Genomic DNA, 23,830 nt, shown 5'->3' on the forward strand with positions numbered 1-23,830 from the left:
CGATGCTCCAGACTCGCCCAGTACGTGACATCGAGGGGCAGCGCTAGCACGTTATGGAACTTTATCGATCGCGCTGCACGGCGAAGAAATTTCGCCGGAGAGTGTCGGGTCATCGCGGAGATGGAGATGATGAACGCAAACGCAGGCGCGCCAGGGTTATCTTGATCTTGCTTGCGCCTATGAAGCGCTTGCAAGCGATCAGGAGGCACTTGCGCGGCCATCGACGACTACCAGCAGATCGACTGGACGTGCCGCCGTGTTCGTTAACGATGATCCCGGGGACCATCCAGGTCCGACCGCCGCCTAACCGCACCGGTGAGGTAATGAGCAACAAGAAGTGCACAACCAAACCCGAACTGCCGCCCATCCTGGTCACAACCGACGAAATGCGACGGTTGAGCGTGCTTGCCAAGTCCACCATGGGCCGCTTCCCGGCCGTGGCGCATTTCCTCGCGCGCGAGATGGACCGCGCGACCGTCGTGCCGGACGATGCCGACCTGAAGGGTGTGGTCCGGATGGGGTCCCGCGTCAGCTATTGCGACGAAAGCACGGGTGAGCTTAAGGAGGTGGTATTGGTCTATCCGCATGAAGCCGACATCATGCGCAGACGCATCTCTGTCCTTACGCCCGTCGGTGCTGCGCTGATCGGCCTATCGGTCGGCCAGACGATCGAATTCGAGACGCCAGGCCAGCAAACGCGAACGCTGACCGTTCTCGGCGTTTCGCACTGAAGCGCGGGAAACAATCCCACCATGCGCGAGATTTCTCCAAGCGGGGCCGGGCTGACTGTGATTTGCGTGACTGTTGCGTTGATCGGCCTCCTATATCTCGCACGGCTGCTCATGTGATACCGGCGGGCGTTCAAGCGGCTGCAGCGTGTTCCGTCATGCGCACAAGCTCGCTTCTTTCAGGCTGCTGCGGCTGGCGGCAATTCACCGCGATGGAGAGAGAATGAACGTCCATATTGAATCCGTCGAAGTTGAGCGTGGCTACCGCCTCGAAGACTACGCCGAGTATAACTACCTGACCTCGCAGGTTGCGGATCTCGAATCCGCCGCACGAGTTTCCGTGCCACGACTGACCGGCCGCAGGATATGGATGGTCAGTTCGACGAGGCAGGGAGGTGGCGTGGCCGAGGGCCTGCCCCGTGTCGTTTCCTTGATGCGACAACTCGGACTCTCTGTGGAATGGCGCGTTATCCACAGCCCGGACCCGGCGTTCTTCGCATTGACAAAGCGCATCCATAACCAGCTGCACGGCGTGGGCAACGCCGGCCTTGGCAGACGGGATCGTGAGCTCTACGATGGTGTGAGCAGCCGGCTTGCCGATGAGTTCGCCAGCGAGATCGGCTTCGACGACATCTTGATCGTTCATGACCCACAGCCGCTTGGAATGGGTGCCCGCCTAAAAGCGAAGCGCAGTCTGCCCACGCTTTGGCGGTGTCACGTCGGTTTCGACCAGACCGTACCTGTGAGTGAAGAGGCCTGGCAGTTTCTGAAGGCCGATGTCCTCGCTTACGACCGCAGCATCTTCACGCTGGACGCATACGTACCTTCTTTTCTCTCAGGGAAGGCAGCGGTCATCCCGCCGGGGATAGACCCGCTGACTCACAAGAACCGCGAAATCTCGGTGCCTAAGACATCGGGCATCCTGATCGACGCCGCCTTGGCTGCGACGATGCATCCGGTGCTCACTCCGCCGTTCGAGGCGCCGGCACTACGGCTCCAGGTCGATGGGAGCTTCAAGTCTGCGGTGTTCCCGGAGGACCTAGGGCTGCTCTTCCGTCCCATACTGACCCAGATCTCTCGATGGGACCGGCTGAAGGGCTTCGGCCCGTTGCTGGATGCTTTCCTGCTCCTCAAGAGAGGAAAGCCTGCACGGGCTCGGAGCGAGCGGCACCAGCTCTCCATTGATCACGCGAGGCTGGTCCTCGCCGGTCCTGAGCCGGAAGGTGTACAGGATGATCCCGAGGCTTTGGACGTATTAACCGAGTTATGCGAGCGATGGAGCACCTTGCCGCCTGAACTCCAGCATGAAATCGCAATTCTAAAGCTGCCTTTGGCCTCGGTGAAGGAAAACGCGCTAATGGTCAATGCCTTACAGCGTTGCTCAACGGTCGTGGTGCAAAACTCAGTTCGTGAAGGCTTTGGTCTCACGGTCGCCGAGGCAATGTGGAAGGCCCGTCCAGTGATGGGAGGTGCAGCGGCCGGAATTCGGGCTCAGCTAGTCGATGGAACTACGGGCCGTCTCGTGGAGGATCCCGGGAACGCCCAGGCGGTCGCAGACACGCTCGATGCGATGCTCGCAGATGACAAGGAGCGTGAGGTCTGGGGGCGAAATGCGCGTGACCGCGTGAGCCGCGAGTTCCTGATCTTCAACGAGGCACGGCGTTGGCTGCTGCTCCTGGCGCAGGTTGCGTCCGCACCTCGATCCGGTGGACCGGTCCTTGCTCCCGAATGATCAATCACGGCTTTCGCTCGTCTTTCGATCGTGCATATCGCACTGCGTTGCGGTCCCTTATGACCGAGCCGATTATCCGGAGATCTCGATTTTTGGCCGCGGTGGCCGGTCGGCCGGGCTTCTGGCCCTCGTAGCCGAGCCTTGACTGCCTGTCTCAGGCGTCACTGCGCGGACAGCCCCTGCGCACAGGCGTCCCGACCGGTGGTTCCAAGCCTCGCTTATCAACTCAACGCCCGTCGTTCCTCGTCACGGCCGCAATGCTTCAAAGCGCCGCTACCTCCCCGACGCATTTTGGTCGGCGTTCCGGCTCCGGCTGCTCTCCTTCAGAGCCGCCTTGGATATCATGTGGGCGCTGACCGGCGCTGTTATGAACAAGAACAATATGATTGTCAGTTCGCGAAGCGTGAATACCCCATTTGCGTTGAAATGGACCAAGGATCCGATCACCATTGCCCCGACTCCGAGTGTGGTCGCCTTGGTAGGGCCGTGCAGGCGTGTGAACAGGTCGGGCAGGCGTGCGAGCCCAACGGAGCCGAGCAGCGCGAACGCGCCGCCGATCAGCACCAGCGCGGATGTGACGAGTTCGATCAGCATGGCATCTCCTATTCGATCAAGTCGCCAGTCAAGTAAAACTTGCACAATGCGGCCGTTCCCACGAAGCCCATCATTGCGAGGAGCAGTGCGGCTTCGAACGAGATCGCGTTTCCGAAAACGATATCGAAGAGGATGACAAGGGCTATGGCATTGATGGCGAGCGTATCCAGCGCGAGAATCCGGTCGGCGATCCCAGGTCCGCATGCGAGCCGCCACAGGTTCAGCGCCATTGCGGCCATGACCATGGAAAGGGCGGCAACTACCGCGATGTTCAGCATGAGAAGATCTCCCGCAGTGGTGTTTCGTAACGTTCCTTGATGTTACGGACGAGCGCCGGTGCATCTTCCAGGTCGAGCCCATGGACCAAGAGAACCCAGCGCTTACGGTCGATGTCGACGGAGACCGTACCGGGCGTAAGCGAGATCATGCTGCCAAGCAGCGTCGCCACGAATGTGTCGCGGAGGTCGAGCGGCACCTCAATGAAGGACGGGCGTAGGCGATCAAGCGGGCCGATTACGCGCCGTGCGACCGCAAGATTCGCCGCCACAATATCGTAGCTGAAGGCGGCGAACAGATGCAGAGCCGTCAACGGATGCGCTAAAGTGGGTCGTTGCGGCCAGAATGCCTGCGTCAGCCTCGGAATGGTAAATGCCGCTGCGAGGCCGAGAAGGACATGGCCGGCGCTGATGGTCTGCGCGAGCATCAGCCACAATGCCAACACTACAATACTGAGAACTGGGTACGGCAACAGGAGCCGAAAGGCGTTCATGGGCGGTCCTTTCGTTCGATGTGGCGATCGTAGCCAAGCACGCTCTGGATGTATAGTTGCGGCGAACCGAGCTGTTGCGCCGTGGCCTGCGCATATTTGGCGATCGGAGCTGCCAACACCGCAACGGTGATGCTGGCGAGCAGCAAGAGACCCACCGCTACACCACTCAGTCCCACTTGTGATTTTTCCTCGGTAGGCCCGGCATCGCCGGGCTCCCAGAACAACGTGCTCGCCGCCCGCGCCAGGACGAGCGCGGGCAACAAGCTGGACAGAAGCAGCGCCACCCAGACGGCGGCCGCCATCGGCGTGAACATGAGCGCTTGCATGATCATGATCTTGCCGATGAACCCGGAGAACGGCGGCGCACCGCAGATAGTGACCGAGAGAAGGAGGTAAGCACCGCCCAATACCACAGCGTTGCTCGGAGCGGGGCCAGGGCCGAGGAGATCCCCGGCTTTACCGCGCAGCACAGCGATGTGGCCGGCGAGCAGGAAAAAGGCGGCCGATACCAAAGTGGTATGGACCAGATAATAGAGTCCCGCCGCGATGGCCTCCCGCGCATCCACCGCGACAGCGCAGAGTAGTGTGCCGGTGGAGACGAGGACGAGGTTGGCGACAATGCCAGCAAGCCGCTGCGCGGCAAGTGCACCGATCGTGCCGGCGATGATCGTCGCGATCGCCAGCGGCGTCAGCCATGGCTGAAGCAGATCGGACGTGAGTGGCGCGGCTGAGAAGCCGGTCTCGGCCACGCGGAGAATGGCATAGACGCCGACCTTGGTCATGATGGCGAACAACGCGGCGGCCGGTGCAGTTGCCGCACTGTAAACATGCGGCAGCCAGAATGAGAGCGGAAGCAGCGCTGCCTTCAAAGCGAAGACTGACAGCAACAAGGCCGCTGCGGCGCGAACCAGTCCCTGATCGGCGGTGTCCATGCCTGGCAGCAGCTGCGCCACATCCGCAAGATTCAAGGTTCCCAGCGTGCCGTAGAGCAGGGCAAGCCCGACCAGGAATAGCGCGGAGCCCACCAGGTTCAGTACCACGTAAGCAATGCCGGCGCGTGATCGTGCAAGACCGTTGCCGTGCATCAAAAGGCAGTAGGAGGCAAGCAGCAGCACCTCGAAGAACACGAACAGGTTGAATAGATCCCCCGTCAGGAATGCACCGTTGATCCCGGCGAGCTGCAACTGGAATAATGGATGGAAATGACTGCCCGCAGCGTCGTCGCGATCGGCCGCGTAAAGGAGCACCGGGAGCGCCAGTACGGCGCACAACAGCATCATGAGAGCGCCAAGACGATCAAGCACCAGTGCGATCCCGAACGGTGCGCGCCAACCTCCCAGCGAGTAAACGTCAACGCCGCCATGGCTCGCCCGGTGCAGCAGATACGCAGCGATGGGAATCATGATGAGCGCGACAAGCAGTGAAACCAGGCGCTGCGCCTGGATGGTCGAGCGAGGCAGGGCCAGACAAGCGATCGCGGCGGCGAGCGGCAGCACGATGGGAAGTATCATCATGTGCATTATAACTGATCCGTTTCCGCATCCACGTGATCGCTGCCGCTTTCACCTTTTGCCCGCAATGCAAGCGCCACCAGATAAGCCGTCATGCCGAAGCCGATCACGATGGCAGTCAGTACCAGAGCTTGGGGAAGCGGATCGGTGTGATGCTCGATCCCTGCAACGATGAGCAGCGGTGCGTTGGCGAGAACGCGACCGCTCACGAACAGCAACAGATTGACCGCATAGGACAGGAGGGCAAGGCCGAGGATCACCGAAAAGGTGCGCTCCCTCAACAGAAGGTAGACGCCCGTGGACGTGAGAATCCCGATGCCGGTCGCGAGTTCCATGATGTCTATCCGTCTTTGACGTTCGCGCCACCCAGCTCGCGCCGGCTTAGACTCCCGAGCTCGGTGAGCACCAGCAGCGTGGCCGCCACGACCACAACGTACACGCCTATGTCGAATACCATCGCCGAGCCTAGCCCGACGTCTCCAATGAGCGGAAGATCGACGTGGCGGTGCGTGCTCGTGAGGAACGACGCACCAAATGCCCAGCTTGCTGCGCCGGCTCCTGCCGCGATCGCAAGCCCGGCAGCGAGCAGGTTGCAGGGCACGAAGCGCAGCCGAGGGGCGGCGAAATCGATTCCGCTCGCGACATATTGCAGGATCAAAGCAACGGCAGTGACTAGCCCGGCGATGAAGCCGCCGCCTGGCAAATTGTGCCCTCTGAGCAGGAGGTAGAGCGAGACCACAAGCGTGAGCGGCAGCAGCGGTTGGACCAGCATCGCCAGCATGATCGGACGCCGATCCGCATCCGACGCTGCCCGTGCGGCGTGCGGGACTAGGCGAAGCCCGGCGAGGAGAGCTTGCAGGCCGAGCGCGGCCATGGCGAGCACGGTGATCTCGCCGAGCGTATCGAAGCCGCGGAAGTCAACCAGGATCACATTGACGACATTCGTCCCTCCGCCGCCGGAGACGGCATTGTCGAGATAGAACGTCGATATGGTCTTGAAGGGCCGAGTGAGCATGGCATAGGTCAATGCCGTTACACCGCTGCCGGCGATAACAGCGATCCCCATGTCGCGCGCGCGGCGCAGCCTTGACGGTGTGTCTGCGCCGTTTGCCGGAAGGAAGCGTAGGGCCAGGAGCAGCAGCGCGATCGTCGCCACCTCGACCGAGAGCTGCGTCAGCGCCAGGTCCGGTGCCGAGAAGAGCACGAAAGTCATCGAGACGACGAGGCCGACCACGCTTAACAAGATGATCGCCAGGATGCGTTGGCGATGGAGTGCCGCAGCTCCAAAACTGCCGAAGGCGAGCGCCATCAGGCCGGCGAGTGTCACCGCGCTCGCGGGTGTGCCGGAATGCGTTTCCGGCGGGCCTAGCGTCGGGCTGGTCCAATAGGCCCACGCCGACAGTGACAAGGCGAAGACCAAAAACCCCGCTATGTAGCGCTGCAAGGAACGATTGTCCCACACCGCCACGGCCCGGGCGGCCTCCCGGGTCGTCCAGCGATATACGCGCTCGAACGCCACCGCAGTCGGCAGCCTGGGAACGTAGCGCTCGTGCAGCGTGAACAGGAATCGTCGGTTAAGATAATAGATGATGCCAGCGACGAAGGCGGCAATGCTCATCGCCAAAGGCGGAGTGAAGCCATGCCAAAGAGCCAGAGTGTAGTCGGGAACTCGACCCGGCAAGACCGCGCCTGCTGCGGCATGGAGCAGTGGGCCAACTGACCATTGGGGCACGATGCCGACAACGACGCAAAGTAGGACAAGAATGTCGATCGGAAGGCGCATCCAGCGCACCGGCTCGTGCGGCGAGCGGGGCAGGTCAACCGGCTCGCCATTGAAGAATACGTCGTGGACGAAGCGGATCGAATAAGCAACTGTCAGCGCGGCAGCAGCGGTCGCAAAGATCGGCAACAGACCGATCTCCGGCGGAGAATGCTCGATGGTCTCGGCGAAGAACATCTCCTTGCTGAGGAATCCGTTCAGCAGAGGTGCGCCCGCCATCGATCCCGCCGCGACAATCCCGAGCATCGCGGTGTACGGCATGTATTTGAACAGGCCATTGATGCGACGCATGTCCCGCGTGCCGCATTCGTGATCGATGATACCGGCGGCCATGAACAGCGACGCTTTGAATACCGCGTGATTGATGATGTGGAACACGCCTGCGACGGCACTTAACGGTGTATCGAGGCCGAACAGCAGTGTAATCAGCCCCAGGTGGCTGACCGTGGAGTAGGCGAGCAAGCCTTTGAAATCGTGTTTCAGCATCGCCAGATAGGCACCGTACACCAGCGTTACCGCCCCTGTGATGCCGACCAGCCCAAACCACAGGTCCGTGCCTGATAGTGCCGGATAGAGGCGCGCCAGCAGGAATACGCCTGCCTTCACCATAGTTGCCGAATGCAGATATGCACTCACCGGTGTCGGTGCAGCCATCGCGTTCGGCAGCCAGAAGTGAAACGGAAATTGCGCTGACTTGGTGAACGCGCCGATCAAAATTAATATCAGCGTCAGGGGATAAAGCGGATGGACCCGTATCTCTGAGCCGCGCGCCAGCACATCCGAGAGCTCAAAACTTCCGGCGATGTGGCCGAGCAGCAGGAGCCCGGCCAGCAGCGCAAGACCGCCGCCGCCAGTCACCGCGAGTGCCATGCGCGCAGCTATGCGCGCGTCATGCGCTTCGTATTTGTACGCAATGAGAAGGAAAGAGGTGAAGCTGGTGATCTCCCAGAACACCAGCATCAGCAGGAGGTTCTCGGACAGGACCACCCCCAGCATGCCGCCAGCGAAGGCAAGCAGAAGTGCGAAGAGGCGCCCGAGCCGATCGGTTTGCGGCATGTAATAAGCGCTATAGAGCACGACCAGCAGGCCGATGCCGAGGATCAGCAGCCCGAACAGAAGTCCGAGACCGTCAAGACGAAACGCGACGTTGAGCCCCCATTCGGGCAGCCACGCCCAGGTGGCCACCGCGACAGTTCCGGACATGACTCCGTAGGCCGATGGTGCAAGCAGAACGAGTCCCGCCAGCATCGTGGTGGCCGTGAACCACGACGCGTGAGCACGCCCGAGCCTGGCCGCAGCTGGCACAACCGGGACAGCAGCAAACATGAACAGCACGGCAATGAGCAGGAGAGAGGAGGCCATAGCACATCATGCCATCAAAGGTCGCTGCTCGGAATCAAGACCGCCGCCTTACGGATGGGATACATGGCCGCATCGAACTTTCGATCGCCGTGCCCAGATGCCGATCAGACGCGTCCCACGGTTGGGTAATGAGATTTCGTTGGCACTAAGATCGGGCCAGCAGAGCAATCGCACTTGATCCGCATCATGGCAGCTAAGGCTGAAGGAGGGCAATCAAGGCTACTCTTCAGGGCTGGCTGCGACCAATTCTCGCAGCCCGAACTCGGCTATCGAAAACGTTGCAGTTCACAAACTTTCTCTGACATCGATCCTCGCCGGATTGCGTGCGCTTGACCTGATTCGTTCAGAGTTGAAGGAGGAGATCACATGACGCTCACACAGGGTCGCTTCATCAGCTACGAATACGACAGGATGATCGTCCTATTCTCGATGCTTGCCGGTGAAAAGGAGATCTCCTGCGCGATCTCGACCTCCGCTATGGATGAACTGGAAAGCCGAAGCCTGGCGCGATTGCAGCCGGATCAGCGCGAGGCGCAGTTCATGCGGCTGCGCGATCGAATCGAGGCGTGCGCCGTCAGCAAATATATGGCATCTGAGTTGGAGGGAACGCCGCCCGGCATCGTCCTACGCAGCATCGATTTTCGAAAGCCGCGATAGAACGACGATGCTTCCGAATCCGATTATCCAGGGTGACAGGGACAGTCCAACGCCGAGCGAACTAGTCGCAACATCGTACCACGTCGCCCTTGGCCAAGTCTTGATGATCGACCATCCGACGATCGATCGTCACTCATGGCGGCGAGCGCAAGAAGCCGCTGCGATGTGCCGCAGTGCCGCAGCAGGATTGCCGTGCCCATTAATCAGGTGCGCTTGACAGCCAAATTGCAAGCCTCCTACGTTTAGGACATTTTCGAATGCTGTAGTTCAAACGATTTGTGACGAAATAGTTGCAGCAACGCTTCATACGCTACCGTACATGGCAGCGCGCTGCTGCGGTTAGACGGACTTCGCGAGCTGGTCAGGCTGTCAAGGTTGCGCTCTCAGGCACAGCCCAGAAGTTGTCTGACGTCGATTGTGATCATACACCCAATAGGTTTGTTGTGGGGCGAGGCGCTCTTCTGACGATGTACAAGAAGAATGGGGCAATCGTGTTCCGATGCTGGTGGCTTGCCTCTAGAACCGGACGAAGTTGCCGAGAGCACCGCGCGAAACCGCAATTCGAAAGCCGGAGTGGCGCAGACGGTGCGTTCCTAGCTGCAACCGTTGGTGCGTTCCAACGGAAGGGCGGCCGATAAGAAGATGCCGGCCGATGCTTGTCTCTGCGCTCGCTGTTATTGGACTTCAATGAACGATCCTCGCGGCAACTTCCGGCTGACCCATTGCGATCAGGTACTTTCTGCACGATTGCCTCCATAGAAGGTTGAGGATTAATTGCATAATTCGGTCTCCGCACTCCGTGAATGGGGGCAACTATCCTTTCGAGAGCATCTGTAACGCACGATGAGTCTTAAACTATGTCGATCGTTCACTCAGCACCTGGTTGTGTGTGCAAGAGAGCACTGATGGCATTGCGCCCGCAGCGGCCCGTGCTTTTGGTCCTTTCCATCGATCTACCTCTGTGCGCCGCGCTGGCTGACCGTCACAGAGATCAGGCGCCAATGATCAGGCGCGAGAGCGAATGCGAAGAACGCAGGAAGCTCATCTGTAAGTGCGGCGAGCAAACATCTAGCTCTAGTATAGGAATTTCGCGTTCCGGCTGTTCCTTGCTGCGTTTCTGATGTTTGTCCGGAATCGTACAGTTGTAATGATCGTTGGGCGCTAGGCATTGCGCGTTGCGCGGTGCGCGCATCCGCATCACGACTTGAGCTCAAATCAGATCGTGGCGTTGACGTTGAGCACTGGAGGTTAGCAGCCGATCGGCGCCGGTTGACCGCACTGATCTAAGAGCAATGTGTCACAAAACGGCGGCAACGCATTGCCTGCCGTTCTGGGTCCGAAGCAAGGGCAGACCGTCTTCTCCTCCTGCGGCTAACCTTGACGATTATGCCGAGCCACCCGGCGGCCTTGCATATCTGCACGGGCTGTGTCGGCCAAACACCGTCCATGGCTCGGTTATCGCTTTCAGGTCCGGAGAAAAGGCTTCCGAGATGAGCAATCGTTCATGTCAGCATGTGAGCCGTCGAATCCGTCATAGAGTACCGTATCGGACAGTCAGCCGGAACGCGGATGCTATCCGTGCCTTATGTTAAGGCGAAGTGTGTGCCCGCCCCCGTAAGCAGCTGGGCCGGTGCTCACTCAAACCACAGAGATGAGTTGATGATGCGCTCAAACTGGTATGTCCTTGTAGAAAGCCTGACGAGGAAAGCAGCTGCCGAAATAGGCATAGGATGTGTAGTGCGCCGCAAGTCGATCTTTGCGCCGCGACAGCGCATACGTGAGAAGCACATGCATCATATCAGGCGAACTTGGCGCATCAGCGAGCCCTCCGCGGAGCGCGGTGTCTGATGGAACAGGTTCTGCAAGACTCCACGTTCACGACCAGCCAAATCGCCCTTCGCCTCGGCGTCGCACTGCTGCTAGGCTTGATCCTAGGACTTGATCGCGAACTGCGCAGAATTTCTGCGGGGCTGCGCACTCATGCGTTAGTCTGCACCAGTGCATCAGTGATCACGATATCCGCCTTGGATCTTTACGGAAACGTCAGGGCGCACGGCGGAGACGCCGATCCTTTGCGCGTAATCCAAGGTCTCGCCCAGGCAATAGGATTCATCGCAGCAGGAGCAATCTTTGTCAGTCGCGGAACCGTTCAGAATCTCACTACGGCGGCGAATGTGTGGCTCACCACTGGCGTAGGCATCGCGGCCGGCGCGGGGCAGTATCGTCTTGCGGTGATAACCACGGCAATTGGAGTACTGGTTGTGACGGCCATGCGCGTGCTGGAGCGCTTTGTCCCCAGAACAAGGAGTGATGACGAGCGTCGGTAAACTGAAGATTCACGATGCGGCGGTCCCACCTCGGATTCGCGGCGACGATGTCGTTCGGCTTCGAGCGTATCGCCGGCACCTCCGTCGAATAGTCGACATTGAAGGTAACTGCGCCGATGATGGCCGAACTCTCCCTGCTCCGGCTTTTTGGAGTGGGTTTTCGATGAAGTAGCTTAGAGGGAGAACCATCTGCGCCGGTCCCGAGCCCTCGCGAGATGAGACAATGAACGCCGGCTTCGCGTGACCGGATCAAGCTCTGCAGGATGCAACCTGCTGGTACATGCTGGCGCTGCCGAGTCGCATTGCTGATCAAACGACATGCGGGGCAAACTCATTCCACCAGCATGCCAGAGTGAATCTCTGCTGCGGGCCTACTGAATGGAAGTGCGCTTCTCGCGAGGCTGCAACTCTTTGTTCTCTGGAGGGAGCTCCATCGCCGCGAGACGCTCAGCGCAGCGTTCTGCAGCGGCGGTGACCGGCTTGTCCAAGCCAGGCAACGTGGCCCAGCCTCCCTCTTCGATGAAATCATCACGCCGCCAAGAATCCGTTTTCTTTAGTGCCGCGAGCTGAGCGCGCGCATCGGAGGCGTCGACGAAACGCTGAACGCAAACGTTTGCCGCCAGTTCAGCGCGTGCATCTTGAACGGCTTTGCCGACCATCTGCCTCGACGTCGCTCCGGTCACCCAGCCGCCCCACGTGAAACCAATGACCAGCGCGACGAGTACAGAGGCCACGCAGCTCCAGAATAGGGCTGCTTTTGAAGGGCGATACTCTCTCCAACGCTGCTGCAGTGATTGGTAGCCAGCCATATGCTTTTGACCTCCCTCGCTACTGGATCGGTCCTCGTCTGTTTCTTGATGCCTCTTCTATCGACAGACACGTAACCTCTCGGCAGCATAACTCCGATCGCTAAAGAAAGGTCTAGCCTTGTGCGGATAGATCGTCCGCTAGTGTACGCACTGTCACGTCCAACTTAGCCCCAAGCGGAGGGCGGCCGCTGGGCAAGAGAACGCCGGCTAAGAACCTGCATGGCTCGGCTGGTATCCCCAGAGCACAACGGCGGGCTTTCTGATTCGGGATGAGCACTGAGGCCGGTAGACCCGCAGCCGCCAGAGCTCGTCGGACATATCGACGCTCCCACGCATCCGATCCGGCGGCTCGTGCGTTGACCATTTGGTGACCATGTATGAGCTTGGTGATCGTGTATAGGCCGCCGCTCTAGATCAGGCCGAGCCGCGGGGCTGGACAAGTAGATGCTGCAACTCGCCTCCAGTCTCATTGTCGTAGCAGTCCTGGCGTTCTTGCCGTCCCCGGTTTTTGCGCAGGCCACAAAGAGCGCTGCCCTCCTGGAGATCGAGAGGGCGATAGGGCCGGCGACAACCGAGTACATTCGCGACGGTTTTAAGGAGGCACGTGAACGCAACGCAGGGCTTATCGTCCTCCGACTAAACACACCGGGAGGTCTGGCTTTGGCCATGCGTGACGTCATCGGAGAAATACTCGAATCGCCTATCCCCATAATCGCTTACGTAAGTCCAAGCGGCGCACGGGCTGCCAGTGCTGGCACCTATATCGTCTATGCAAGCCATCTCGCCGCGATGGCTCCCAGCACGCACCTCGGGGCAGCCACGCCTGTCCAGCTGGGCGGCGGATTGGGACGCCGAGAGGACGGGAAAGAAGGTGAGAACCCATCACCATCCGCCGCCGAGGCGAAGGCCATCAATGACGCGGTCGCATACATCCGCGGACTGGCGGAACTTCGAGGGCGGAATGCCGATTGGGCCGAGAAAGCGGTCCGGCAAGCAGCGACTCTCACAGCCTCTAATGCGCGTGCGGAGCGCGTGATCGAGATCATTGCGCCGGATGTATCTGATCTGCTGGCGCAGGCTAATGGCCGGTCTGTGCGAGTCAAGGATGAAGAGCAAAGGCTCGACACCAGCGGAATGACTATCACGCCGATCAAGGCGAATTGGCGGATCCGTTTTCTCGAGACGATTACCGATCCAAACATCGCGTACATTCTGATGCTGATCGGACTCTACGGATTGCTGTTCGAGTTCATCAGTCCGGGCGCGGTATTTCCGGGTGTGATCGGCGGAATCGCCCTGTTGGTCGGGCTGTATGCATTGAATCTTCTGCCGATCAACTACGCCGGTGCCGGCTTGTTGCTGCTCGGCATCGCGCTCATGATCGCAGAGGCATTTCTTCCCTCCTTTGGTGTGCTTGGGTTGGGAGGCATCGCCGCGTTCGCAGTTGGCTCGTTGTTTTTGTTCCGTGGCGCAGGACCCGGCTTCCATCTATCATGGCCGGTCGTCGCCACGGCCACAGCGGCCAGCGCGGGATTTCTGGTGATTGCGCTGTCTGCGGTCTGGCGAGCACATCGACGTACCGTCACGACCGGCGACGCGGCTCTGCTTGGCAGCACCGGACAGGTCTTGTCCTGGGCGAACGGGGAAGGGGATGTCGAGGTGAGCGGCGAGCGTTGGCGCGCGAGATCGGCCGCTCAGCTCAGCCCCGGTCAGCGCGTGCGCGTCGTGGAACGACGAAATCTCACCGTGTTTATCGAGCCCGAATCGAACATTACGTCAAAGCCTTAAGGAGTATGCCATGCCTACATTCCTAGCAGATATCCTGCCCTATGCGGTGGTCGTGGCCGTCATCTTGGCGGTTCTCTTGTCTGCGATCCGCATTCTACGGGAGTATGAGCGCGCCGTCGTCTTTACCTTTGGCCGCTTCTCCGGCGTGAAGGGTCCAGGCCTCATCATCTTGATACCGATCGTCCAGCAGCTTGTCCGAGTCGATCTTCGTACCCTCGTGCTCGACGTTCCAAGCCAGGATGTAATCTCTCGCGATAACGTCTCCGTCAAGGTGAATGCCGTGATCTATTTCAGGGTGATTGACGCCGACAAGGCAGTTATTCAAGTCGAAAACTTCATGGCCGCGACGAGTCAACTTGCCCAAACAACGCTTCGATCAGTTCTTGGCAAACACGAGCTCGACGAGATGTTGGCGGAACGGGATAGACTGAATCGTGATATCCAAGGAATTCTAGACAACCAGACCGATGGATGGGGCATCAAAGTCGCCAACGTTGAAATCAAGCACGTAGACATTGATGAGAGCATGGTGCGCGCGATTGCGCGCCAGGCAGAGGCCGAGCGGTACCGCCGCGCCAGGATTATAGGTGCTGAAGGAGAACAGCAGGCCGCGGCGAAGCTTGTCGAGGCCGGAGACATGCTCGCGACAAGGCCGGAGGCCATGCAGCTAAGATACCTCTCAACACTGCAGGACATCGCAGGTGAAAACAATTCAACAATTGTGTTTCCCCTGCCGGACTTTCTGCAGAACCTTGTCACACAGTCGCGAGGTCAGCGTGACACGGCGGCTCGCCGGCCACGAGCGGAAGCCGCATGACGGTGATCACACTTGTCGTGGGTAGCAACCGGTGGTTCAAGGTAGACACGGTGGCGCTTTCTTGAGAGCGACATCGGAGCCGACAAGTTGCAGGCTAACTGAGTGTTGGCAGATGGAAGGTGCGGCGCGAGCAAGCGTGTCGGCATGCGTGACCCTAAATCTCTTTCATGATCTGTGCGTATGAAATCAGGGCGAACAGGGCAGTGCCACCGATAGCGTTGCCGAGCAGGACCGGCACTGTGAAATCGGTGATCATCGTCCAAACTCCCAATTGACCATTTGTTACGAGCAGAAAGGCCTCTACGCTGCCCGCAACGATATGGGTGAAACCGCCGAGGGCGATCAAGTAGGTCATCAGGGTGATGACATGGAACTGCGCGCCATTTGCGCTTGGTATCAGCCACACCATGGCCGCGATCAGGAAGCCGGCGGAGATGGCCTTGAAAAACATCTCGCTCCAGTCGTTTTCCATCATATGGCGGCTAATGTCGATCATATCCGCGCGCAGCTCCGGTGCGATTACGGGTGTAAACGTGCAAAAGCCAGCGGCGAACAGAGTTCCGGTTATATTCGCCACAAGAACGATCCCCCACATTCGAACCAATCGAGCTGCGTTTACAAAGGTCAACTCCGCCATCACCGGGAGCACGACCGTGATTGTGTTTTCGGTAAAAAGCTGCTGACGTGCCAGCACAACCATCAGAAAGCCGACAGAGTAGCCAAAGCTGCTGACGAGAGGCCGCCACGTCTCATCCGGCAAATGCATCTGCAACAGCGCTTGGGCGAGCAGCGAAAAGCTGATTGATAGACCCGCTGCTACCCCCGACCACCACAGGGATGTGATCGGCCGCACCATTTCCTCCTCGCCGTGCTTGCGCACGATTTCATAGATGACGGGCGTGCGCGGACTCGATCGTTCCTCAATATCCTCGATTTCACGCCGCCTGATGTGATCGTTGGAGCCATCTCTTGCGCTTTGCGATCGGCGCGGCGGGCGAGAATCAACCATCGTTCGTCCTCCTCAAGAATGGATGTGCGACCGTACTCGGTCGCGATGGCGCCCAAGACAAGCCGTCCTAGCGGAGTCGCGGCGTACTCCTTCCGCTTAGATGTCTGCGGGTTGTCGCGCTTAGAGGTCTTCGCATCTGAGACCGCCGCAACTCTGTGGGCCCACCGTGAGGACCACCAATGGCGGAGAAGGAGTCCAACCTCCAACATTACTTCACTTCGTCCCAACAGACCTCCCTCCGCCAGCGCGCACGAAATCCGTCATACGCGGTGGAACGGTTGATGGCCGCTGAGTTTAACCGCTGATCTCTGAGCGGCAATCGCCTGGGCGCTTCATGTTGCACGGAGCGGTCGGTCTTGCCTACACAATCGCAGATGGGGGACGTGAGGTCCTCCGCAGGTATACGCACTGCGCCAGACGCTACGGGTCGAATCGGGAACGCGTCAGCAATTTCAACTCGAAAGGAGTAGGTCATGACATCCTGGCTAGCCGGTACGGGGACAGTTGCAGTCTGCGCGATGCTCGCGATGGTCCAAAATGTAAGCGCCGCAACTACTGCAAAGGCGACGTTCATCGGTTCGAAAGGGGACAAGATTGGGACAGCAGTGCTGATGCAAACGCCCAATGGCGTTCTGGTTCAGGCTGACGTGGGCGGCGTACCGCCAGGCGAGCATGCGTTCCACATCCATGAGGTGGGGCGATGCGACCCGTCCACTCAGTTCAAACCTGCGGGCGATCATTTCGCGCCACGCGGCAAGAAACACGGATTTCGAAGCGCAGATGGTCCCCACGCCGGGGATATGCCTAACCAATACGTTGAGTGGGATGGGCGTCTCAAGGCCGATTTGATCAATCCTTATGTGACCCTCGACGAGGGCGAAGCGTCGCTCCTCGATGAAGACGGATCAGCACTCGTCATTCATGCAAAGGGTGACGACTATCACAGTCAGCCGTCCGGCCAGGCGGGCGATCGGATCGCATGCGCCGTCGTTCAGCGATAACAGAGACAGTAGGTGCTGCGCCAGTCGGGGCGTGCATTGCACGCTTGCAGACGGTTACGGGTACGCTCGCGAACCAATCGAACGGGTATCGGTAGCTGCCATGTCCAAGATGGGGAACCTTCGTGGTGCCATTCCGTTGGGGCAGCACCGAGCTGCGAGTGGGAGTGACTCCAACAGGCAGCCGAAGCATTATGAGGCCAGATTCTCGAGCAAGTGGATGGAGCCGGCGGCCTCGCGTGTGGATCGATTCCGACGGCGACCAGGATTGAATGGCGGAGGTCCGTGCTCTAGGCGTCCTTGTCCCGCGATACCGCCATGTATCCGTCGTATGCGGTGGGCTGGCCCCACGGGAGCAAGGGTCAGGTGAGAAAGGCATCGAGTGCGAGCTATGCCCTTGGCCCCGCGCGAAAGATCCTGGCAGGACGTCAGTGGTTCGATGGATCGCAAGGGACACCATCGTCTGCTCGCCATTGCGCTAGCAGGAATGGGCCCGCCGCTTTTCATCGCCATCGAGGCGAGCCCTCTTGCGACGCTCGGTCCGCTGACCGGCCACATGAGCCGACATATCCTGCTTATGAACGTGCTGGCTCCACTGCTGGCGTTGAGCATGCAGGCGGCTAGCCGTACGGCAAGCGGCGTTCCGTCTGTTCAACCAATCGCAGTTGCATCGATCGCTCAGGTCGCTGCATTATGGGCAGCGCACGCGCCAGCCATCTTGAACATCACAATGGCCGTTCCCGCCGCGCACGTGCTTGTTCAAACCTTCCTTTTTGTGACGTCACTGTGGTTCTGGTGGACGTTGTTTGCACAAAGCCGTCAGCAGCTTTGGCGCTCTATTTTCGCGCTGCTGATCACAGGCAAGCTCTTTTGCCTTCTCGGAGTGCTGCTTGTGTTCGCGCCGCGCGAGCTCTATCGGAGCGGCTTTCATTCGGGCGTTTCGCACGAAGGTCTCTCCTCTCTGGCCGATCAGCAAGTGGCTGGGCTGCTCATGCTGATTGCATGCCCGCTCAGCTACGTGCTGGCGGCAACCGCGCTTGCGGCGCGATGGTTGCGAGCATTGGCCGCCGACGGCGAAAGTTCGGATCCGCGACCGGCCGGATGCAACCCGGGTTGAACCAACATGGCGGACGGGAGACTGTGGCATCTCAAACTTGCAGCTTTTTGGATCGGCGGCACTTTGCTCACGCTCGCTGTGATCGCAGCTCTCGGCGTGGCCTCGGGGCTGTACAGTGTCGCGGCGAGTCGTGGACATTTCGCCCTGATGCGCTGGACGCTGGACTTTGCGATGCGTCGCTCCGTAGCCACTCATAGCGTTCTCATTAGGGCGCCTCCGCTCGATCGACCCGACATGGTTAGCCTCGGAGCCGGGCATTTCGACGGTGGATGCGCACCCTGTCATGGATCGCCAGGCGAGCCGAGCAATCCGACCGTCGAGCGCATGCTGCCGCCGCCTCCGTCGCTCTCACAAGCGGCCTCCAGCTGGTCCGACGCAGAGCTGTTTTGGATCGTCAAAAACGGCATCAAATATACCGGCATGCCATCATGGGTTGCCCTCGAGCGGGAGGACGAGGTGTGGGCGATGGTTGCATTCCTGCGAGCGCTGCCGGGAATGCGCGCTGACGAGTACCGAAAGTTAGCGCGCGTGGCCGCACCCGGCGAGGATCGAGCCGGAAGCGAGCTTGCTAAATTCGGGAGCGGCACAAAGGCTATCTCGGTCTGTGTGCGGTGTCATGGCAACGAGTCCCAGCCCCCATCAAGCCGTCTCGTACCGGTGCTTTCCGGGCAATCGGCCGTCTATCTCGAGGCTGCTTTGCGCCAATACGCAAACGGCTGGCGGGTCAGTGGAATTATGCAGCCTGTTACAGCTGAGCTTGGAGATGGTGCGGTTGCAAAGCTGGCTGAATATTATGCAGGTCTGGCTGCATCCCGGGTAGCGCCTCACGCCAGACCGGCGCCGGAGCAGATTGCGCGCGGAAAGTCGATCGCGACGGCCGGAATACCGTCCGAAGGCATTCCCCCTTGCCTTGCTTGTCATACCGGCGCCGCTGCAAGCTTTCCTAGGCTTGTCGGTCAACACGCACCTTACATCACAGAGCAGTTGCGGCTCTGGCAACGCGGATTGCGGAATCGCACGGCTCATGGCGCCATCATGGCTGCGATTGCGCGGCGTCTAAGCGAGCAGCAGATCGAGGATGTCGCGGCGTTCCTCGAAAGCGCAGACGTCGAAGCGACCACGAACGACAGCAGCACTCGCAATCGATTGGAGGCGCCGCCATGATCGCCGCATTCGGCGCTGCCCGACATTTAAATCTCGTGCCCGCCGGCGCCGCCGCGTGCGTGCTTGCCGCCTGTGATGGCGTGCAATCCAGTCTTGCCCCGCAGGGGCCGGAGGCAGAAAGGGTGCTTCTGCTGTTCTCGGTACTGGCTATCGGTGGCGGGATCATACTGCTTGCAGTTATCGCGCTTGTAACTATGGCGCTGTTTGCGAGCGGCGCGCGCGCCTGGCTTGCCACGGAGAAGCTGATTATCGGCGGCGGAATCGTGTTCCCAATCGCAACTCTCACCGCTGTGCTCGGCTACAGCCTCGTGGCGACCCGCGCGGCATCGAACCCTGCTGTCATTGGCGAGCCTCTCCGAATATCCGTTATCGGCGAGCAGTGGTGGTGGCGCGTGATCTATGCCGATGCCGGACGTCGCGTGGAAAGCGCTAACGAACTCCGCATACCGGTCGGACGGCCGGTCGAGATCGAGCTCTCGTCGGCCGACGTGATCCACAGCTTGTGGGTACCGAAACTCGCCGGCAAGCTCGATATGATTCCGGGGCGGAAGACCGTTCTTAACTTGGCCGCCACCACGCCGGGGGTGAGCCGCGGTCAATGCGCCGAGTATTGTGGCGGGGCGCATGCGTTCATGTCGTTCTACGTCGTAGCATTGCCCAAGGCTGAGTTTGAGAGCTGGCTCGATCGTCAGGCAGCGCCAGCCAGAGCGCCGGTGGATGCCGACCAGCGGGCAGGCCAGTTGCTGTTGCTGTCGCATGGCTGCGGCAGCTGCCATACAATCCGCGGCACCTCGGCTGTGGGTACAATCGGCCCTGACCTGACCCATGTCGGTAGCCGGATGTCGCTTGCGGCGGGGGCGCTATCGAACGACGCCGCCGCGATCGCGCGCTGGATAACCGACAACCAACACGTAAAGCCACAGAATCGAATGCCGCCCTTCGGCATTTTCACGGAGAAGGAGCTGACCTGGCTCTCTTCCTATCTCGCAGAGCTGAAATGAGCGCATGGTCGACTTCACTGAACTAAGTTTGTTCACGAATTTTGCGATCTTCTCGGTCGCAGCTTGTTTCGTCTGGGCCGCGGGTACGAGGCTGTCCAGATATGCGGACGTGATCAGCAGTCATACTGGTCTCGGTCATGCGCTGCTCGGTCTTCTCCTTCTCGGCGGCATCACCTCACTTCCGGAAATGGCCGTGAGCGTCAGCTCGGCGCTTTCAGGCAATGCAACGCTTGCGGTAAACAATATTCTCGGCGGCGTTACCATGCAGGTCGCCATTCTTGCCGTTGCCGATTTCGCCATCGGACGTCGCGCTCTGACAGCCGTGGTGCCGGATCCCATCGTCTTGTTGCAAGGTGCCCTCAACATTGTGCTGCTCTGCATCGTGCCGGTTGCGATCCTGGTCGGCGACGTTCCATTGCTCGGGGTCGGTCTCTGGGTCTGGGCGATTGCGGCGCTCGCGATCTTCAGTTTTCGCAAACTTGGAGAATCGGAGGGACGCCGTCCCTGGCAGCCCACCAAAACGGCGCCGGCCCAGGAGTTGGACGGGAAGCCCGGCGGCCAACCGAAAGCCGATCGCGATTCGACGAGGCAAGCCGCGCTGCCTGTCGTCCTCAGCAAGACGCTATTTGCCGCCGGCATCATACTCGTGGCTGGCTTTCTCATCTCGCGCACTGCAGAGGCCATCGCGGAACAGACAGGCCTGGGCTCCAGTTTTGTCGGTGCCGTGTTGGTTGCGATCTCGACGTCGCTGCCCGAGGTGAGCACGGTACTATCGGCTGCTCGCCTTGGGCACTACACCATGGCGATATCCGATATTCTCGGAACCAACCTGTTCGACGTGGGATTGCTCTTTGTGATCGATGCGGCAGCTTCGGGCGAGCCCGTCCTCAACCGTGTCGGTCCGTTTGCTGCGGTGGGCGCCATGTTGGGGATAGCAGTGACCTCGCTCTTCATCGCCGGGCTGGCAGAACGTCGCGACCGGACAGTACTACGCATGGGAGTTGATTCAGTCGCGGTCCTGCTGGTCTATTGCGGGGGTCTGGTCCTGCTTTACAGCCTGCGGACTGCATCATGATCAAGATCGCGGCCAATCAGTTCTTGTCCAATCCGGGACCACGGCCGGACGGAGAAATCGACGAGCTCAAGCAAATCTGGGCCACGCCGCGAGGCTGGCGCATGTTGACGGCAGTCAACAACACGGTCGTGGGGTTGATCTATATCGGCGCGGCGTTTCTGTTCTTCCTGCTTGCCGGTATCCTGGCGCTCGTCATGCGCGCTCAGCTTGCAGTCGGCGATACCCGGCTGGTGAGCCAGGAGCTGTACAATCAGCTCTTCACCGTGCACGGCACGACGATGATGTTTCTGTTTGCTGTTCCGGCGATCGAGGCCCTCGGCGTGCTGTTGCTGCCGCAGATGTTGGCAGCGCGCGACCTGCCGTTCCCGCGCCTGAGCGCATTCGCGATCTGGGCGTACATCATCGGCGGGCTCGTCTTCTTTTCAACCATATTCTACGACCTCGCTCCAAACGGCGGATGGTTCATGTATCCTCCTCTGACGCTCACGGAATATTCGCCAGGCGACAATGCCGATTTCTGGCTGCTGGGAATTGGCTTTATCGAGATCTCGGCGATTGCCGGCGCAGTCGAAATCGTGGTCGGCATCCTGCGGACCCGTCCGCCTGGCATGTCGCTCGACAAGATGCCGATTTTCGCGTGGTCGATGCTGATTTTCGCCGGCATGATCATCTTCGCCTTTCCCGCCGTCATTCTCGCGACGATGTTGCTCGAGATCGAGCGGTCGTTCGGCTGGCCGTTTTTTACCGCCGCGAAGGGCGGAGACCCCTTGCTGTGGCAGCACCTCTTCTGGTTCTTCGGTCATCCGGAAGTCTATATCATCTTCCTTCCGGCAGCCGGGCTCGTGTCGATGATCATACCGGCGATGGCTCGAACGCGGCTCATCGGTTACGAGCTGATCGTGGTTGCTCTGATTGCCACCGGCTTCTTCAGCTTTGGCCTGTGGGTCCATCACATGTTCACCACCGGAATCCCGGCGCTAAGCCTCAGCTTCTTCTCCGCCGCAAGCATGGCTGTGGCCATTCCATCGGGCATCCAGGTGTTCGCCTGGATCGCAACCATTGCCGCCGGCAAGGAACGATTCCGGATAACAACGGCATCGCTCTTTGTCCTCGGCTTTCTGTTCATCTTCACTGTCGGCGGTCTCACTGGAGTCATGGTTGCCGTCGTTCCGTTCGATTTCCAGGTTCACGACACTTATTTCGTGGTCGCCCATTTCCACTACGTGCTCGTCGGCGGGATGGTGTTTCCGCTGTTTGCCACCTTCTACTATTGGATACCGATGGTCAGCCGCACCATTCTTTCGGAGAGGCTTGGGCGCTTCGTTTTCTGGCTGATGTTCACAGGCTTCAATGTTGCGTTCTTTCCAATGCACATCACAGGTCTGATGGGAATGCCGCGGCGGGTATGGACCTATCCGAGCGACATGGGCTGGGACACACTCAACATGATCTCCACAGCCGGAGCCTTCGTACTCGCGGCAGGCGTCTTGCTCTTCGTTGTTGATCTCGCGTTACACTTTCGTCCGGGCGAGCGGAAGAAGGCCAATCCCTGGCAGGCAGGCACGCTCGAATGGCTGCCGAGCGACGTCTACTCGACGCGCAGCATTCCGCATGTCACGAGTCGCGAGCCGCTGTGGGACCGCCCGGACCTGCCCGACGAGATCGAGGCCGGACTTCACTATCTGCCCAATGCCCCCACGGGGAGGCGAGAAACTATCGTGACGTCGGCTATCGAAGCGGAGCCTCAATACATCATTCAGATGCCCGGTCCGAGTTGGATGCACTTTCTAGCCGCCGTGTTCACGGCGGCGTTTTTTTTGTTGCTGACCGTCAAGCTGGTCGTTCCGGCGCTGATCTGCGGTATGCTGGCGATTGCGTGCTGCCTCATTTGGGTATGGGAGCTCGATCCGGGGCCCGGGCGCGGACCGGTGGAGATCTGCGCCAGCATCCGGCTTCCGGTATACATGACGGGTCCGAGCTCCCATTCATGGTGGGCGATGGTCGTGTTGATGCTGGTCGCCGGCTCGCTCTATATCGCCTACGTCTTTTCGTATCTCTATCTATGGACCGTGTCCCCGCACGTGTGGGCATCGGAGGGCTCGCCGTCGCTTCCGTCACCCGGCTGGCCCGCAATTTCCAGCGCTCTGCTGGCGGTTGCCGTCGCTGCGGTGATGCTGGTGGATCAACGGCTGCCCGCCCCGGGATTGCGGAATTTCGGAGTGCCCGTCGGACTTTTTGCAGGTGCGGCGTGCGTGGTTATGGCAGTCGTCGTCGAGATTGCCGGTCATTGGCTATCGGGCCTCCGTCCAACCGGCAATGCGTACGCGGCCATGGTCTACATGGCAAGTGCGCTCACCGGGCAATTGGCCTTCGCGATAGCAATCATGGTAGCTTTCACGATGGCGCGCTATTTCAGCGGCCTGCTGCATGCGCAGCGCCGCGCGAGCTTCGAGAGCACGGCGCTGCTAATCTACTACACGGCCGCGCAGAGCATCGTAGGGCTGCTGCTTGTCCACGGATTTCCCCGATTGATCGGGTGACGAATGCATGGAGACGGATCCCGAGAAGAGTCGCGTCGGCCTGAGGCTCTCA

At 60.0% G+C, this 23,830-nt stretch carries 20 protein-coding genes; 12 read left to right on the top strand and 8 right to left on the bottom strand.

Features of this window, described 5'->3' with window-relative positions:
• The first annotated feature begins 323 nt into the window (after positions 1–323).
• Both rnk and ACVJGD_RS42470 read left to right on the top strand, forming a co-directional pair.
• Positions 324–731 carry a nucleoside diphosphate kinase regulator gene (gene rnk / locus ACVJGD_RS42465; RefSeq protein ID WP_456639642.1) on the top strand — a complete coding sequence of 136 codons (408 nt, stop codon included), beginning with the start codon at positions 324–326 and terminating at the stop codon, positions 729–731.
• A 220-nt stretch (positions 732–951) separates the two neighbouring features.
• Complete coding sequence (locus ACVJGD_RS42470; protein WP_456639643.1) at positions 952–2,460, top strand: glycosyltransferase; 1,509 nt, start codon at positions 952–954, stop codon at positions 2,458–2,460.
• 273 nt (positions 2,461–2,733) lie between these two features.
• On the opposite strand, the gene ACVJGD_RS42475 is transcribed toward ACVJGD_RS42470, so the two are convergent.
• Genes ACVJGD_RS42475 through ACVJGD_RS42500 form a run of 6 tightly spaced genes read right to left on the bottom strand, consistent with a single transcriptional unit; the run spans position 2,734 to position 8,476 of the window.
• The gene (locus ACVJGD_RS42475; protein ID WP_456639644.1) at positions 2,734–3,054 is read right to left on the bottom strand and encodes a Na+/H+ antiporter subunit G; all 321 of its coding nucleotides are present in this window, start codon (positions 3,052–3,054) and stop codon (positions 2,734–2,736) included.
• Between the two features lie 8 nt (positions 3,055–3,062).
• Positions 3,063–3,332 (bottom strand): K+/H+ antiporter subunit F, encoded by a 270-nt coding sequence (locus ACVJGD_RS42480; protein ID WP_456639645.1) that lies wholly within the window; start codon positions 3,330–3,332, stop codon positions 3,063–3,065.
• Positions 3,326–3,823, bottom strand: coding sequence for a Na+/H+ antiporter subunit E (locus ACVJGD_RS42485; protein WP_456639646.1), 498 nt, complete (start codon positions 3,821–3,823; stop codon positions 3,326–3,328). The genes ACVJGD_RS42480 and ACVJGD_RS42485 overlap by 7 nt, the downstream gene beginning before the upstream one ends.
• Positions 3,820–5,343, bottom strand: coding sequence for a monovalent cation/H+ antiporter subunit D (locus tag ACVJGD_RS42490; protein WP_456639647.1), 1,524 nt, complete (start codon positions 5,341–5,343; stop codon positions 3,820–3,822). Before ACVJGD_RS42490 ends, ACVJGD_RS42485 begins: the two co-directional genes overlap by 4 nt.
• A complete protein-coding gene (locus ACVJGD_RS42495; RefSeq protein ID WP_456639648.1) occupies positions 5,343–5,669 on the bottom strand; it encodes a Na+/H+ antiporter subunit C in 327 nt (108 codons plus the stop codon). The genes ACVJGD_RS42490 and ACVJGD_RS42495 overlap by 1 nt, the downstream gene beginning before the upstream one ends.
• 5 nt (positions 5,670–5,674) lie before the next feature.
• Positions 5,675–8,476, bottom strand: coding sequence for a monovalent cation/H+ antiporter subunit A (locus ACVJGD_RS42500; protein ID WP_456639649.1), 2,802 nt, complete (start codon positions 8,474–8,476; stop codon positions 5,675–5,677).
• A 366-nt stretch (positions 8,477–8,842) separates the two neighbouring features.
• Between ACVJGD_RS42500 and ACVJGD_RS42505 the strand changes: the two genes are divergently transcribed.
• Both ACVJGD_RS42505 and ACVJGD_RS42510 read left to right on the top strand, forming a co-directional pair.
• Positions 8,843–9,133 carry a DUF1488 family protein gene (locus ACVJGD_RS42505; protein ID WP_456639650.1) on the top strand — a complete coding sequence of 97 codons (291 nt, stop codon included), beginning with the start codon at positions 8,843–8,845 and terminating at the stop codon, positions 9,131–9,133.
• Between the two features lie 1,847 nt (positions 9,134–10,980).
• Positions 10,981–11,460 carry an MgtC/SapB family protein gene (locus ACVJGD_RS42510; RefSeq protein ID WP_456639651.1) on the top strand — a complete coding sequence of 160 codons (480 nt, stop codon included), beginning with the start codon at positions 10,981–10,983 and terminating at the stop codon, positions 11,458–11,460.
• 371 nt (positions 11,461–11,831) lie between these two features.
• Here ACVJGD_RS42510 and ACVJGD_RS42515 read toward each other — a convergent pair whose 3' ends face one another.
• Positions 11,832–12,269, bottom strand: a complete 438-nt coding sequence (locus tag ACVJGD_RS42515) for a hypothetical protein (protein WP_456639652.1) — start codon at positions 12,267–12,269, stop codon at positions 11,832–11,834.
• A gap of 444 nt (positions 12,270–12,713) precedes the next feature.
• Between ACVJGD_RS42515 and ACVJGD_RS42520 the strand changes: the two genes are divergently transcribed.
• Both ACVJGD_RS42520 and ACVJGD_RS42525 read left to right on the top strand, forming a co-directional pair.
• Entirely contained in the window at positions 12,714–14,057 is a 1,344-nt protein-coding gene (locus ACVJGD_RS42520; RefSeq protein ID WP_456639653.1) for an NfeD family protein, read from the top strand.
• A 10-nt stretch (positions 14,058–14,067) separates the two neighbouring features.
• Complete coding sequence (locus ACVJGD_RS42525; RefSeq protein ID WP_456639654.1) at positions 14,068–14,874, top strand: slipin family protein; 807 nt, start codon at positions 14,068–14,070, stop codon at positions 14,872–14,874.
• Positions 14,875–15,028: 154 nt separating this feature from the next.
• Here ACVJGD_RS42525 and ACVJGD_RS42530 read toward each other — a convergent pair whose 3' ends face one another.
• Positions 15,029–15,883 carry a formate/nitrite transporter family protein gene (locus ACVJGD_RS42530; protein WP_456639655.1) on the bottom strand — a complete coding sequence of 285 codons (855 nt, stop codon included), beginning with the start codon at positions 15,881–15,883 and terminating at the stop codon, positions 15,029–15,031.
• Positions 15,884–16,356: 473 nt separating this feature from the next.
• On the opposite strand from ACVJGD_RS42530, the gene ACVJGD_RS42535 reads away from it, so the two are divergent.
• The 6 genes from ACVJGD_RS42535 to ctaD all read left to right on the top strand — a co-directional run bounded on the left by ACVJGD_RS42535 (position 16,357) and on the right by ctaD (position 23,778).
• A complete protein-coding gene (locus tag ACVJGD_RS42535; RefSeq protein ID WP_456639656.1) occupies positions 16,357–16,884 on the top strand; it encodes a superoxide dismutase family protein in 528 nt (175 codons plus the stop codon).
• A 436-nt stretch (positions 16,885–17,320) separates the two neighbouring features.
• On the top strand, positions 17,321–17,998 hold the full coding sequence (locus ACVJGD_RS42540) for a cytochrome c oxidase assembly protein (protein ID WP_456639657.1): 678 nt from the start codon (positions 17,321–17,323) through the stop codon (positions 17,996–17,998).
• A gap of 6 nt (positions 17,999–18,004) precedes the next feature.
• Positions 18,005–19,162 (top strand): c-type cytochrome, encoded by a 1,158-nt coding sequence (locus tag ACVJGD_RS42545; RefSeq protein WP_456639658.1) that lies wholly within the window; start codon positions 18,005–18,007, stop codon positions 19,160–19,162.
• Positions 19,159–20,163, top strand: a complete 1,005-nt coding sequence (locus ACVJGD_RS42550) for a cytochrome c oxidase subunit II (protein WP_456639659.1) — start codon at positions 19,159–19,161, stop codon at positions 20,161–20,163. The genes ACVJGD_RS42545 and ACVJGD_RS42550 overlap by 4 nt, the downstream gene beginning before the upstream one ends.
• A gap of 4 nt (positions 20,164–20,167) precedes the next feature.
• Positions 20,168–21,238, top strand: a complete 1,071-nt coding sequence (locus ACVJGD_RS42555) for a sodium:calcium antiporter (protein WP_456639660.1) — start codon at positions 20,168–20,170, stop codon at positions 21,236–21,238.
• Positions 21,235–23,778 carry a cytochrome c oxidase subunit I gene (gene ctaD / locus ACVJGD_RS42560; protein WP_456639661.1) on the top strand — a complete coding sequence of 848 codons (2,544 nt, stop codon included), beginning with the start codon at positions 21,235–21,237 and terminating at the stop codon, positions 23,776–23,778. Before ACVJGD_RS42555 ends, ctaD begins: the two co-directional genes overlap by 4 nt.
• The last annotated feature ends 52 nt before the right edge of the window (positions 23,779–23,830 follow it).

The organism is Bradyrhizobium sp. USDA 10063 (assembly GCF_054063735.1).